The 13146-nt window shown below is 59.6% G+C and carries 12 protein-coding genes; 8 read left to right on the top strand and 4 right to left on the bottom strand.

The window, feature by feature from the left end; translation table 11 throughout:
• Window positions 1-3 precede the first annotated feature (3 nt).
• A complete protein-coding gene (pyk, locus tag QP802_RS00655) occupies window positions 4-1449 on the top strand; it encodes a pyruvate kinase (RefSeq protein ID WP_070478976.1) in 1446 nt (481 codons plus the stop codon).
• Window positions 1450-1591: 142 nt separating this feature from the next.
• On the opposite strand, the gene QP802_RS00660 is transcribed toward pyk, so the two are convergent.
• From QP802_RS00660 to QP802_RS00670, 3 genes are all read right to left on the bottom strand, one after another.
• Complete coding sequence (locus tag QP802_RS00660; RefSeq protein WP_284817428.1) at window positions 1592-3988, bottom strand: glycogen/starch/alpha-glucan phosphorylase; 2397 nt, start codon at window positions 3986-3988, stop codon at window positions 1592-1594.
• A gap of 65 nt (window positions 3989-4053) precedes the next feature.
• A complete protein-coding gene (locus tag QP802_RS00665) occupies window positions 4054-5310 on the bottom strand; it encodes an amidohydrolase (RefSeq protein WP_070362259.1) in 1257 nt (418 codons plus the stop codon).
• Between the two features lie 97 nt (window positions 5311-5407).
• The gene (locus QP802_RS00670) at window positions 5408-6730 is read right to left on the bottom strand and encodes a DUF4921 family protein (RefSeq protein ID WP_284817429.1); all 1323 of its coding nucleotides are present in this window, start codon (window positions 6728-6730) and stop codon (window positions 5408-5410) included.
• A 39-nt stretch (window positions 6731-6769) separates the two neighbouring features.
• Between QP802_RS00670 and QP802_RS00675 the strand changes: the two genes are divergently transcribed.
• On the top strand, window positions 6770-7168 hold the full coding sequence (locus tag QP802_RS00675) for a hypothetical protein (protein ID WP_070362260.1): 399 nt from the start codon (window positions 6770-6772) through the stop codon (window positions 7166-7168).
• On the opposite strand, the gene QP802_RS00680 is transcribed toward QP802_RS00675, so the two are convergent.
• On the bottom strand, window positions 7138-8262 hold the full coding sequence (locus QP802_RS00680; RefSeq protein WP_284817430.1) for a glycerate kinase family protein: 1125 nt from the start codon (window positions 8260-8262) through the stop codon (window positions 7138-7140). The genes QP802_RS00675 and QP802_RS00680 overlap by 31 nt on opposite strands.
• Window positions 8263-8336: 74 nt before the next feature.
• Here QP802_RS00680 and QP802_RS00685 point away from each other — a divergent pair, with 74 nt between their 5' ends.
• The 6 genes from QP802_RS00685 (at window position 8337) to QP802_RS00710 (ending at window position 13142) form a co-directional block, all read left to right on the top strand.
• Window positions 8337-9068 (top strand): DivIVA domain-containing protein, encoded by a 732-nt coding sequence (locus tag QP802_RS00685; protein ID WP_070363481.1) that lies wholly within the window; start codon window positions 8337-8339, stop codon window positions 9066-9068.
• Between the two features lie 63 nt (window positions 9069-9131).
• Complete coding sequence (locus tag QP802_RS00690; protein ID WP_070362261.1) at window positions 9132-9668, top strand: YceD family protein; 537 nt, start codon at window positions 9132-9134, stop codon at window positions 9666-9668.
• The gene (gene rnc / locus QP802_RS00695) at window positions 9665-10450 is read left to right on the top strand and encodes a ribonuclease III (protein WP_284817431.1); all 786 of its coding nucleotides are present in this window, start codon (window positions 9665-9667) and stop codon (window positions 10448-10450) included. The genes QP802_RS00690 and rnc overlap by 4 nt, the downstream gene beginning before the upstream one ends.
• 3 nt (window positions 10451-10453) lie before the next feature.
• Window positions 10454-11290 (top strand): bifunctional DNA-formamidopyrimidine glycosylase/DNA-(apurinic or apyrimidinic site) lyase, encoded by an 837-nt coding sequence (gene mutM, locus QP802_RS00700; RefSeq protein ID WP_284817432.1) that lies wholly within the window; start codon window positions 10454-10456, stop codon window positions 11288-11290.
• Between the two features lie 28 nt (window positions 11291-11318).
• The gene (locus tag QP802_RS00705) at window positions 11319-12854 is read left to right on the top strand and encodes an alanine/glycine:cation symporter family protein (protein ID WP_256005139.1); all 1536 of its coding nucleotides are present in this window, start codon (window positions 11319-11321) and stop codon (window positions 12852-12854) included.
• Between the two features lie 3 nt (window positions 12855-12857).
• Window positions 12858-13142, top strand: a complete 285-nt coding sequence (locus tag QP802_RS00710) for an acylphosphatase (protein ID WP_071572497.1) — start codon at window positions 12858-12860, stop codon at window positions 13140-13142.
• The last annotated feature ends 4 nt before the right edge of the window (window positions 13143-13146 follow it).

Below are 13146 nucleotides of genomic sequence, written 5' to 3' on the forward strand. Positions count from 1 at the left end.
CTCGTGGATAGAAGAACAAAGATCGTATGTACGCTTGGCCCTGCTGTGGCCAGCAAAGAAGCAATCCTCGGACTTGTGCGCGACGGCATGGATGTCGCCCGCCTCAACTTCTCCCACGGCGACTATCCGGACCACGAGCAGAACTACCGCTGGGTCCGCGAAGCCACCGATGAAACGGGACACGCAGTTGGCATCCTCGCCGACCTTCAGGGTCCGAAAATCCGTCTTGGGCGCTTTGAAGAAGGCGCCACCGTCTGGGAGACGGGCGAAACGGTCCGCATCACAGTCGATGACGTGCCAGGCACGCACGACCGAGTCTCGACGACTTACAAGAACCTCGCCAAGGACGCGAAGCCGGGCGACCGCCTGCTCGTCGACGACGGCAAGGTCGGTCTGGTCTGTGTCGAAGTCGACGGCAACGACGTTGTCTGCCGCGTGACCGAAGGTGGCCCTGTTTCCAACAACAAGGGTGTTTCCCTGCCGGGGATGGATATCTCCGTCCCGGCGTTGTCTGAGAAGGACAAGGCGGACCTGCGGTTCGCACTCAAGATGGGTGTCGACGTCGTCGCGCTGTCCTTCGTGCGCTCGCCGGCAGATGTTGACCTGGTTCATGAGATCATGGACGAAGTTGGCCGTCGTGTCCCAGTCATCGCGAAGCTGGAGAAGCCAGAAGCAGTCGACGCCCTGGAGTCAATCATCCTGGCATTCGACGCCGTGATGGTTGCCCGTGGCGACCTCGGCGTTGAGATTCCGCTTGAACTTGTTCCAGGTGTGCAGAAGCGCGTCATCCAGATCGCTCGTGAAAACGCGAAGCCGGTCATCGTCGCTACGCAGATGCTGGATTCGATGATTGATAACTCGCGTCCGACGCGTGCTGAGGCTTCCGACGTTGCGAACGCCGTGCTCGACGGTGCAGACGCCGTCATGCTCTCCGGTGAGACCTCCGTTGGCGTTGACCCGCACAACGTGGTCCGTACGATGAGCCGCATTGTCCGCTCCGCTGAGGCTATGGACAAGGTGCCGCCTCTGAACCACATCCCGCGTACCCGCCGTGGTGTGATCTCCTACTCGGCTAACGATGTGGCAAACCGTCTGCATGCACGCGCAATCGTGGCGTTCACCGCGACCGGCGACACCGCTCGACGCGTTGCGCGCCTGCGCCCAGACCTGCCGCTGCTCGTGTTTACTCCGAAGCAGGAGGTTCGCTCGCAGCTCGCACTGACCTGGGGCGTGGAGACCTTCCTGTGCCCGCCGGTGCACAGCACGGATGACATGATCGCCACCGTTGACAAGTACCTGCTGGCGATGGATGAGTACCAGGAGAATGACACCATGGTGATGGTTGCAGGTACCCCTCCAGGAGTTGCAGGCTCGACCAACACGGTCCACGTCCACCAGCTGGGCGAGGAGGCTTACTGGTCGAAGAAGAAGGAAGAGGAACAAGACTAAGTTCCAAATCGGAGAACACCCCGGGCAGCTGCTCCGGGGTGTTTTTCATCTCTCGGCTTGTAGCTCGCTAAATCCATGGGGGACACGCAAAAGGCCTGCCGCGAAGCAACAGCGGCAGGCCTTTTGTAGTAGGAGCTACAGGCTAGTTAATCGGCGTCGGCTCGATCTTCCAGACCTCGTTCGCGTAATCGCGGATCGTGCGGTCAGAGGAGAAACGACCGGATTCGCAGATGTTGATCCAGCACTTGCGTGCCCATGCATCTGGGTCCTCGTAGTACTCCTTGGCCATGCGGTCGCGGGTTGCGCGGTAGTCCGCGAAGTCACCCAGCACGTAGTAGACGTCGGCTTCGTCGAAGCCGAAGCCCTCGAGCAAGGAAGCGCGGATGTTGTGGAACGCGCCGGTGCCGCAGTCGTCCAGGGTGCCGTCGACCAGTGCGTTGAGCACACGGTGCAGGCCTGGGGTCTGCTCGGCGGTAGCCTTCGGGTCGTAGGAGCGCTGCAGCTCAGGCAGATCCTCCTCGAGAGCGCCGAAGATGTAGGCGTTCTCTTCACCGACAGCGTCAACGATTTCCACGTTTGCGCCGTCCATCGTGCCCAAGGTCAGCGCACCGTTCATCATGAACTTCATGTTCGAGGTGCCCGACGCCTCCTTGCCGGCCGTCGAGATCTGCTCGGAAACATCCGTTGCCGGGATGATGTGCTCAGCAGGGGAGACGTTGTAGTTCTCCACGAAGACCACATGCAGGTACTTCGAAACGACTGGGTCGTTGTTCACCAGCTCGCCGATGGCGTTGATGAGCTTGATGATCCCCTTTGCCATCGTGTAACCAGGTGCAGCCTTCGCGCCGAAGATAAAGGTGCGCTTCGGTACGTCGGTCTCGCCGTCTTCCTTGATACGGAAGTACAAGTCGATGATGTACAGAGCGTTCATCAGCTGGCGCTTGTACTCGTGCAGACGCTTGATCTGCGTATCGTAGACGGAGTCCGGGTCGATGACCGAACCCTGACGCTGCTCGATCCAACGAGCGAAGTCTTGCTTGTTAGCAGCCTTGATCTCCCGCAGTTCCTTGAGCACTGCAGGATCATCAGCGTACTTGCGCAGCTCCTTCAGCTTGGACAGGTCCGTGGTCCACTCATCAGAGCCAGACAGGCGGTCGAGCAGGGATGAGAGACGCGGGTTGCACATACGCAGCCAGCGACGTGGGGTGACACCGTTGGTCTTGTTATTGAAGCGCTCTGGGTACATGGAGTACCAGTAGTTGAGCGTGTCACGCTTCAGGATCTCGGTATGCAGCGCAGCCACGCCGTTCACGGAGTACGAGGCGTAGCAGGCGATCCACGCCATGTGCACCTTGCCGTCGTGGACTGGGGAGTAGTGGTGTGCGTCCTCCGGGCCAATGCCACGGGACTCCATGTCGAGGCGGTAGCGGCGGTCAATCTCCAGGACAATTTCCCAGATACGCCAGAACAGCTGCTTGAAGATGGACTCGTCCCAAGTCTCCAGAGCCTCCTGGAGCACGGTGTGGTTCGTGTACGCGAAGGTCTGGGTGGTGACGTTCCACGCCTCATCCCAGCCCAGGCCGTGCTCATCCATGAGCAGGCGCATGAGTTCCGGAACCGCCAGCACCGGGTGGGTGTCGTTGAGCTGCACTGAGTTGTACTCGTGGAACTTGCTCAGATCCTCGCCGTGGTGCTCGATGTAGTTGTCGATCATCTCCTGCAGCGAAGCAGAGACGAAGAAGTACTGCTGGCGTACGCGGAGCACCTTGCCAGCGTACGTGGTGTCGTTCGGGTAGAGCACGCGGGTGATGTCGTGGACAGCCTCGCGCTCCAGGATGGCGTCGGAGAAACGCTGCGAGTTGAACGCATCGTAGTCGAACTCGTGGATTGGGGATGCGTCCCACAGACGAAGGGTACCAACGTTATCGGTGCCGTAGCCGGTAATCGGCATGTCGAACGGTACTGCTCGAACCGTCATGTCGTCGAACTTCACGATGCGCTGCTGGGAGGTGCGCTCAACAACGAACGGGTAGAACGATTCCTTCCAGGAATCTGGGTGCTCCTTCTGGAAGCCATCGACGAACTCCTGGCGGAACAGGCCGTAGCGGTAGAGCAGGCCATAGCCGGTGACTGGGTAGTCCTGCGTCACTGCGGAGTCCAGGAAGCACGCTGCGAGGCGGCCAAGGCCACCGTTGCCCAGCGCGGCATCGTGCTCTGCCTCGAGGACATCGGTCAGGTTGTGGCCGAGCTCTGCTGCTGCAGCCTCAGCCTCTTCCACCATGCCCAGGTTCGTGAGGTTGTTCAGCAGTGCACGGCCTTGCAGGAACTCTGCGGAGAAGTACGCCTGCTGACGAGTAGCCGAGTAGGCCTTTTGGGTTGCATCCCACTTGTCGGCAATCTGCTCCACAACGGCGGCCGAGAGGCCAGTCCAAAACTTGTTATTGGTGGATGCCTGCGGGCTGCGTCCAGAGAAACCACGAACATGGCCGGCGACAGTGTCCTGCAGTGCCGGTACCGATGTTCCTACAGTGTTCTTCATAAAAACCTCAGATCTCTTGATGTGTCGAATTGGAATGCGTCGTGCTCAGCCGGAACGGCGTTGCGCTATGGCTGAGCAAGATACGTCAGAACTGCCGTGAGTCCGGCATTGGTAGCTGCTTTCACCGTGGGTGCGTAGTCCGGCAAGAAGGTCGGCATGTGGTTGACTGGAATGTCTTCCGCGACTCTATTTGCCGCAACGGCTTCATCCCACTGTGCCTTCGGGGTGCACCCGATAAGCCAGTAGAAGTACGGCACGTCAAATGCCAGGGGGATGACTGGGAAGTCCTCAGACACTGTCTTTCGGTCGGCTTCAGCAGACTCATGCTTGAAAACCTCGTCGAAAGACTGGCGGACCTTTGCGTACACCTCGGCGTCATTGCTCATAAGTTCTCCGTGAGCGAAGTACTCGAACGTAGGCGCTTCGGTGGCACCCGATGCTTGCACCTCTGCGCGAACAACCCGCTCGATGGAGGCGTACATCTGCTCTTTTGTCTTGTTTTGATAAAAGCGACAGTTGAGTACGAGTTCCGCGGAGTCGGGGATAATGTTGTTCGTCGTTCCAGCGTGCAAACTGGCAACGGTGACGACTGCGAAGTCAGAAGGATCGACTTCCCGGCCCACGAGACCTTGCAGGCGGGCAATGATCATCGCTGCCGTAAACGTTGGGTCTATGGCGTTGTGTGGCATAGAGCCGTGCGCACTTCGCCCCGGGATCGTAATCCTGATGGAGTCACATGCCGCGAACTGGGGACCCGCTTTTGACATCACGGTTCCCGCAGGTCCGGGCATCACATGCTGGCCAAAGCAGACGTCAGGACGTGGGATGCGTTCCAGAAGTCCGTCATTGACCATCGCTTCTGCCCCTACCCCCAGCTCTTCTCCTGGTTGAAACAGTGCAATGAACGTCCCACGCCAGGCGTGGCGGGTGTTGTCCATAAAACTGCACATACTGAGAAGTGCCGTGGTGTGCATGTCATGGCCGCAAGCATGCATGGTGCCGACGCTCGTGCCGTCCTCAAGACGCACCTTTTTCTTTGAAGCGTATGGAACTTCGGTAGATTCCGTAACTGGGAGCCCATCGAAGTCGGCACGGAACAGTACAGTTGGCCCGTCACCGTTGCGGAAGACCGCACAGATTCCGTAGCCCCCAATCGGTGCAATTACTTCGCAGTCGAACTGGGTAAGTTCGGCGAGGAGCCGTTGGTGCGTCTCCTCTTCTTGCATCGATAGCTCGGGCGTGGTGTGCATGAATTCGTAGAATGCACGCTGCCACGATTCGTCAACGACGTAACTGTTGAGAATATCGTTGATGTTGATCATGTACGTCCCTCTGTGCGTCACTCCGCACGTGCTTGCTTAACTACCATCACATTAAGTAATACCAGTCTTTTGGGAGGAAGGTATAAACAACTTTGGTCTAAAGGACTGGGTTGTAGAGGAGAGAGTTGCGTGACGGGGCACATTCTGTGGCAATACGCAGCGACTTTGTCACATTCCCGGCATCGCGGAGTCGGTAGAGTTTGTCCACCATTTTGTCACGAACATCAAACGGGGAAAGCGTATTGACGTAGATTTTAGTGCCGCCTTCGAACCCCGCGAGTGTAGAAATACGCCACTTAATGTTCACTCTCCATGGCATCGGAAGGTCCAGATCCACAGGCCGGTAGTGCCACTCCTCGTTGCACGCGACCTCAGGTCCCATCGCTGCGTGGATCGCGTGCACGAGGTCCGACAGACCGCGCACTTCCTGCTCCGACTGCTCCCAAGGTGCGCAGGTTGCGGACTTGGAATAGATGGAGACAGTGGGGTAGCGGTGCCCGATGCCTGCGATGGCGATTGCGAAGTCGTTCTCCGCGATCACCAGGTTGTGGTAGAACGCGTAGTTCACTCCCCATTCGTTGTACATGTTGATGTTCTGGCGCAGCTTTGCAATCTCCATCTCGGCCTGCACGCCACGCGCGTCGACGGTGACGAGCTGCTTGTGCAGGTGGTCGAAGGAGGCGCCAGCAGGCGCAAGCCAGTTTTGGAAGACTACGACGTACGGGGAGTAGGGATTCTTTACGACGAGGTCGTGGAGGGAATCAACTGTGAACTTGAAGAAGGCCCCGTGCTCGTCTTCGGTGAGTGTTCCGGAGCTTGCTAGCTGTGTGTCGTCGGTGGCGCCGTCGACGAAGTGGCGTCGAGCAATAATGACGTCGTGACCGCCGCCGAAATACGCGGGCGCGATCTCCAGGAGTGACGCCTCGTCGCGGTCGGGATTCTCTCCGGAGGCCTTGAGGCGGGTGCGAACGATGTCGAGGACGTGGGCCTTGCCAGCGGGGTCCGCGAGGTAGCGGTCCATGTGTTCCTGCTGGGACTGGGGCATGCTGTAGCCGTAGTTCTTTGCCCAGTAGTCGTAGGAGACTATCTCGAAGAGGTTCGGTACGCGGCGGAACTCGGCGGTGGTGGCGTCGAGCTCTTCGGGCATCGCGTTGCGGACGATCTCCCAACCATCCCGGGTGCGAACCATGCGTGACTTCTCTGGTGGGGTGCGAAGCTGCTGGGCGTCACAGAAGTTGCAGTGCTCGTGAAAGTCGGAATCGCTGAGCGGGTGCGGGGTTCCTGAGGGGTGGGAAAGGGGCCGGTTTCCTCTGCCTGGGACCGTCCAAACCTCGGTGCCGGAAAATGGGTTGACTTGCTTGATCGTGCCGTCAGCCATGGTCGTCAGGGCGTCACGATACGAGTGCACTGGAAAAGTCATACCTGCTACGTTACTCCCCGGTGTATTAGCCTGTTCGTCATGGCGATCATTCAGTTCCATGTGCTGGCCCCCGATGCGTCGGCAGAAAAGTTGGCGGAGGCGTACCAGCGCGCAATCGATATTTTGGTGCGGCGCGAAAAACTCACTGCCGGAAATGTTGTGTACACCCCGCATGTAGCGTTGCCTAGCGAGGTCACCGAGGAACTGGAAGCAACATACGTGCAGGACAGGCAGGTCTCGGCTGAAGAAGAGGGTGCCGCCCTCCAGCGCTACGACATCGAGGTTGAAGGCGCGAGGAGCCTGAACAGCCTGGCGATGGGCCTGTCGCGGATTCTGACCCCGCGAGCGCAGCTTCCATCAGACCCCGTCGCGTTGGAGCAGCAAGACCAGTTTGAGACGCCTGCGCTTTACCCCTGGACCGTCGAGGTGTTCAGGTAACGAATCGCCGCCTCGCGGCCTGCGCGGCGGAGTTGCTCACTGGTGTCAGCGATGTTTTCAAGGGGGACTGCGATTGCTTCACCAGCGGGTTCGGCGTCGAAGCTACCCGCCACAATTACGCAGACAGCACCTGCATCAGCGGCAAGGTCGCTTACCGTGCTGGCAACCTTGCCAGCGGCGGTTTGGGCGTCATAGCGTCCCTCGCCGGTGATGACGAGTCCGGACTGTGCGATAAGATCTGCGAGCCCGCTGGCGTTCGCGATGACGGGCGCACCGGGGGAGATGGAGACGTGGCTGGCATCGCCGTGCAGGAGCGTTGATAGCCAGGTGATGCCGATCGCGATTCCACCCGCAGCCCCGAAGGCCGGAGTAGTGGGGTCGAGACCTGCTACTTCGCACAGCCTGGCCAGCCCGCGGTCGAGCTTGGCCACGTCTTCTACGGAAGCGCCCTTCTGAGGTCCAAATACAGCGGCGGAGCTTTCCGGTCCCGTAGCGGGCGAATCCACATCGGTGAGTAGTACCCAGTCGAGCGCGCCTGCGGGAATGTTGACCTTTGCGGTATCAAGGTCCGCGAGGCGCTCGAGGTCGCCGCCGCCAGGCTTGAGTTGATAGCCCTCAGCGTCGACGGGGTTGGCGCCAAGGGCTACGAGGATGCCGGTGCCACCATCGGTGGTTGCCGAGCCACCCAAGCCGAGCACGATCCGTGTTGCGCCACGGGTTTGTGCGTCGGCGATGAGCACTCCGGTGCCGTAGGTATCGCCGGTCAACGGAACTGGTGAATCTGCGACGGCGGGTAGCCCAGAGGCGGCAGCGACGTCGATAAACGCTGTGGTTGAAGCGGCATCATAGGTGTAGGTAGCCTCCGTGAGGCGCCCCGCGGCGTCCGTGGTGGGCAGGGTGATGCGCTCGCCCTCGAACAGTTCGGAGGTGCCTTCGCCGCCGTCGGCCATTGGGGCGAGTTTGATGGTTGCGTCCTTTAATATCTCGCGGACGCCTTCTCCGATCCACGTTGCGGCCTGCTCAGCCGACGCCGTGCCTTTGAATGCGTCTGGGGCGATGGTGACTGTGGTTGGGGTACGCAATGCTTCATCCATGAGGGCAAAGTGTAGTGCATACCTTCCGTTGTGTTGCACACTCAGCGCAGTGGTTCTCGGGTACGATGACCGACATGTATCGCGTTTTTGAAGCACTTGATGAACTCGTCCAAATCGTCGAGCAGGCCTACGGCGTGCCAATATCAAGCTCTTGCCTCGTGCCGCGCAACGAAGTGCTTGCGCTGTTAGACGATATTCGTGACGCAATCCCGAATGAGATGGACGACGCTCAAGATGTCCTCGACCGGCAGGACGCTATCTTGCATGGTGCACAGGAACGCGCGGACGATTTGGTGGCTCAAGCCAATGCAGACGCGAAGCACATTATGGATGAGGCAAACGAGCAGTCTCAAGAAATGATTGACGACGCCCAGTCCCACGCGACCATGCTGGTGACCAACGCTGAAGAGGACTCCCGCGATATGGTCAGCCGCGCACGCGAAGACGCGGAAGCCACCGTGGCGCGAGCACAGGAAGAAGCTCAGCGCCTGGTTGAAAACGGTCAGAAAGAATACCAGCGCTCAATTGATGAGGGCTTGGCGCAGCAGGAACACCTTGTTTCCGAGGCAGAGGTCATGCGTCGCGCAGACGAGGAGGCGCACCGCCTGGTCGAGCAGGCGCACGCGGAGTCCTCGCGTCTGCGCGGGGAGTGCGACGAGTTTGTGGATTCCAAGCTTGCGGAGTTTGAGGAGTCACTTTCCGCAGTGCTTCGCACAGTATCTAAGGACCGTTCTGCGCTCCGGCGTGGCGCCGGCGTCTCAGGCGGCAGCCAACGCGCGGAGCGTTACGACTACGGCGAGCATTAGGAACGCACAAGAGAAAACCAGGTAGCACTTCCGGAAGAAAACCGATGTAGAGTTTGGGTTGCTATGGCTAAAAATCCTTTCATTATTCAAGTAGCTGACGCTCTGCACGGCGACGGCATGCCGGTAGTTGTCCACAACGTGGGCCCAGCTCCCTCCCGCATCGGGCCAGAGATGATCGCAATTCCGGAAGGCCAGGAAGTGGCCGTCGACGCCACCGTGACCCCGCTTGGTTCTGGCGTGATGGTCGACGCCACCGTGACCGCGGTACTGGAAGGGCAGTGCGTACGCTGCCTGCGCACCCTGCAGCCGACGGAAACGCTGCGTGTCTCCCAGGTGTTTTCTAACGGCGACGACTTCATCCAGGGTGATGAAGAAGTAGAGGAAGACGCAGGATCCGGGGATGAGATCATGCGCATCGTGGAAGAAACGGTTGATCTCGAGCAGGCCTTCGTCGACGAAGCTGGCCTCACACTGCCGTTTAACCCGACCTGCCAGCCTGCATGCCCCGAAGACAGCGACGTTCCGGCACCAGACGGCATCAGTGGCGAAGCAACCGACGCGGTGGATCCGCGCTGGGCTGGATTGGAGAAGTTCCTATGAGCCGGCGTTCAAAGAAGAATCGCGTCAGCGGCGAAGAAGCGTGGAACAGCGCGTTCTCCGAAGTAGACCATGCGCCCCTGCTCGAGTGGCTGGGTGTGGATCTGGACGACGAACTGTTGCGACTCGCCTTGACACATCGCTCCTTTGCCAACGAGCACGACTACCTGCCAAATAACGAGCGGCTTGAGTTTCTCGGAGACGCAGTGCTTGGTCTGACCGTAGCCACGAAACTCTTCGAGATCTACCCTTCGAGCTCCGAGTCGGTGCTCTCCCCGATGCGGGCCTCAATTGTGTCACGCTACGGGTTGGCGGATGTCGCCCGTGGCATCGAGCTTGGTAAGTACGTGCTGCTTGGAAAAGGCGAGTTGCATACCGGTGGCAGGGACAAAGAGTCCATCCTCGCCGATACGACGGAGGCGCTCTTTGGCGCGATCTATCGGCAGCACGGATTCGAAGCAGCCCGCGACGTAATTCTTAAGCTCTTCCACGAGAAGCTCCACAACGCGACGGCACACGGCCACAGGCAAGACTGGAAGACTGTGCTGCAGGAACGCCTCGCGGAACGTGGCATCCCAATGGTCGAGTACGTAACGACGTCTGAAGGCCCCGAGCACGACCTCGAATTTACGTCGTACGCGATCATTCTTGGTGAAAACCGCGGACGTGGAGTGGCGCACAACAAAAAGCTCGCCGAGCAAGAAGCAGCCAGGGAAGCAGTGGCGTTCCTTCAGAAGCACCCGGAAGCGCTCGTTCTTGAGCAGCAGACCCACGACAAGGCGTAGCTGATGCCCGAACTGCCGGAAGTTGAGGTCGTGCGTCGTGGCCTGAACGAGCACATTGTTGGCAGGACATTCGACAGTATCGAGGTCGCGCACCCCAGGGCGGTCAGGGAGAACACCGTCGATTTGGCAACAACTCTCCCCGGGCTCCGCGTCACGGGCACCGGACGCCGTGGCAAGTACCTCTGGCTGACGCTGTCCGACGGAGCCTGCCTCCTGGTGCACCTTAGAATGAGCGGCCAGATGCTCGTCGGCGCGCCGGGCAGCGTAGATAGCCCGCATGCGCGAATTCGTGCCAGGATGGGCGACGTTGAGCTGGTATTCGTTGACCAGCGGACATTCGGCTCGTGGCAGTACTGCGAGCTTGACGATGGCATCCCAGAACGTGCAAGCCACATTGCGATGGACCCGTTCGAGGAAGGCTTCGACGTTGATACAACTGCAGAGTTGATGCGGCACAAGCGATCTGCGGTCAAAACGGTGTTGTTGAATCAGGCCGTAGTCAGCGGTATTGGATCCATCTACGCTGACGAGGCAATGTGGGCGGCACGCGTCGCGCCGTGGCAGCGGGCAGATACGCTCAGCCAGGAAACTGCGGTTGAACTCCTCAACGCATCGCGTGCTGTCATGGAGCGAGCTCTTGCACAAGGCGGGACGAGCTTCGACTCCCTATATGTAAACGTCAACGGTGCGTCAGGGTATTTTGCTCGCTCTCTCAACGCGTACGGACGCGCAGGGCAGCCATGCGCTCGTTGCGGGGAAGCAATAGCGAAGACTGTCGTGAACCAGCGGTCGAGTTATTACTGCCCAACATGCCAGGTTCCTGAGCAAAATCACGAATAATCCTGTCATTGCGACTAGGATTCTCCGCATGGAAAAAGCAACCGAGTTCATTGACGGAACTCTCAACGGCATCATCTGGGACATTGTCCCGTGGCTCCTGCTTGCTGCGGGTGTCTATTTCGGGCTGCGTACCTTGTTCGTACAGGTCCGACTACTTCCGGAAATGTTCAAGGCGGTTACCGAAACCCCGAAGGGCAAAGACCGTGACGGACGCGATTTGGACGAAGAATACGGCGGTATTTCTGCGTTCAAGGCGTTTACCATTTCCGCTGCTTCCCGCGTGGGCACGGGCAACATCGCTGGTGTCGCTCTCGCGATCTCGGTTGGCGGGCCTGGCGCAGTGTTCTGGATGTGGATGATCGCCATTGTGGGTGGCGCTACCGCGTTCGTTGAGTCCACGCTCGCACAGCTGTGGAAGACGAAAGACGAAAGCGGCAACTACCACGGTGGTCCCGCCTACTACATGACGCGCGGACTCGGGTGGCGCCCGCTCGCCGTGATCTTCGCTGTTGCGCTCTCGTTCACCTATGGCTTTGTGTACAACGCAATTCAGACGAACTCCATCGTTGAGGCCGTCGGCGGTTCTGTTGGCTCCGACTCGATGACGCTGAAGCTGATTGTGGCAGTGATCCTTGCTGCCCTGACTTCTGCCATCATCTTCGGCGGTGTGACCCGTATCGCGAACTTCACGCAGGTCGTCGTTCCGTTCATGGCGGTCGCCTACATCCTGGTTGGCCTGCTGGTAGTCATTCTGAACATTCAGGAAGTTCCAGGGATGATCGCGCTGATCGTCGGCCACGCCCTGGGGCTGAAGCAGGTTGGTGGTGCGACGCTGGGTATGGCGTTTGTCTGGGGTATGCGCCGTGGTCTGTTCTCGAACGAGGCCGGCCAGGGGTCCGCTCCGAACGCAGCGGCTACTGCGACGGTATCGCACCCGGTGAAGCAGGGACTGGTGCAGACGCTCGGCGTGTACTTCGACACCCTCGTTGTGTGCTCGATTACGGCGTTCGTCGTGCTGCTCGGCCCTGAGATCAACTACGGCTTGGATGATGTACAGGGTGCATCGTTGACGCAGTCCGCCTTGGCGGCAACGGTGGGTGCGTGGGGCACGCACTTCATCACGTTCATTCTCTTCTTCCTGGCGTTCTCGTCAGTGATCGGTAACTACTACCTTGCGCAGGCGAATATTGAGTACCTCTCGGACTCGAAGACGGTGCTGAACATTTTCCGCTGCGGTGTCATCGTCTTTGTGTTCTTCGGAGCGTTCGGCTCGATTCCGCTGGTGTGGTCGCTTGGCGACACGATGGCGGGCACGATGGCCATCATCAACATCATCGCGATCGTCCCGCTTGCGGGTGTCGCCATCAAGCTGCTCAAGAACTACAACGAGCAGCGCGTCCAGGGCATCGACCCGGTGTTCCACCGCGACATGATGCCTGAGGTCAAGAACGTAGAGTTCTGGGACGGCTCCGACCCGGTCACGCGCCGCAGCCTGGAGGACCGCATCACGGCTTCCGAGGCCCGCGCCGTAGGTGAAGACAACGAGCAGGGCGGTTTGAAGTAGCCGATGGCCACCATTCGTATGACCGCGTTTGTGCACGGGCACGTTCAAGGCGTCGGGTTCCGCTGGTGGACCCGCTGCCGGGCCTTGGAGCTCGGCCTACAGGGGTATGCGAAGAATCTTGTCGACGGCCGCGTTGAAGTAGTCGCGGAAGGCGACGAAGGGGACGTCGATACGCTGAAGCGACTACTGGAAGAACAGCCCTCCTCAACGCAACGACCGGGCCACGTGGACATAGTAGTCGCGCAGTACGGTGAGCCTCGTGGGGCGGAAGGCTTCCACGAACGGTAAACTC

Origin of the sequence: Corynebacterium sp. UMB10119B, from assembly GCF_030228125.1 — a bacterium.
Taxonomy (GTDB): Bacteria; Actinomycetota; Actinomycetes; order Mycobacteriales; family Mycobacteriaceae; genus Corynebacterium; species Corynebacterium pseudogenitalium.

What these genes read in the sequence shown, in the direction of transcription:
- QP802_RS00705 (WP_256005139.1), top strand. Translation starts at nt 11,319, where the DNA reads ATGGAAAAAGCAACCGAGTTCATTGACGGAACTCTCAACGGCATCATC.
- QP802_RS00670 (WP_284817429.1), bottom strand. Translation starts at nt 6,730, where the DNA reads ATGACTTTTCCAGTGCACTCGTATCGTGACGCCCTGACGACCATGGCT.
- QP802_RS00685 (WP_070363481.1), top strand. Translation starts at nt 8,337, where the DNA reads ATGTATCGCGTTTTTGAAGCACTTGATGAACTCGTCCAAATCGTCGAG.
- QP802_RS00675 (WP_070362260.1), top strand. Translation starts at nt 6,770, where the DNA reads ATGGCGATCATTCAGTTCCATGTGCTGGCCCCCGATGCGTCGGCAGAA.
- QP802_RS00690 (WP_070362261.1), top strand. Translation starts at nt 9,132, where the DNA reads ATGGCTAAAAATCCTTTCATTATTCAAGTAGCTGACGCTCTGCACGGC.
- QP802_RS00680 (WP_284817430.1), bottom strand. Translation starts at nt 8,262, where the DNA reads ATGGATGAAGCATTGCGTACCCCAACCACAGTCACCATCGCCCCAGAC.
- rnc (WP_284817431.1), top strand. Translation starts at nt 9,665, where the DNA reads ATGAGCCGGCGTTCAAAGAAGAATCGCGTCAGCGGCGAAGAAGCGTGG.
- QP802_RS00660 (WP_284817428.1), bottom strand. Translation starts at nt 3,988, where the DNA reads ATGAAGAACACTGTAGGAACATCGGTACCGGCACTGCAGGACACTGTC.
- QP802_RS00665 (WP_070362259.1), bottom strand. Translation starts at nt 5,310, where the DNA reads ATGATCAACATCAACGATATTCTCAACAGTTACGTCGTTGACGAATCG.
- mutM (WP_284817432.1), top strand. Translation starts at nt 10,454, where the DNA reads ATGCCCGAACTGCCGGAAGTTGAGGTCGTGCGTCGTGGCCTGAACGAG.
- QP802_RS00710 (WP_071572497.1), top strand. Translation starts at nt 12,858, where the DNA reads ATGGCCACCATTCGTATGACCGCGTTTGTGCACGGGCACGTTCAAGGC.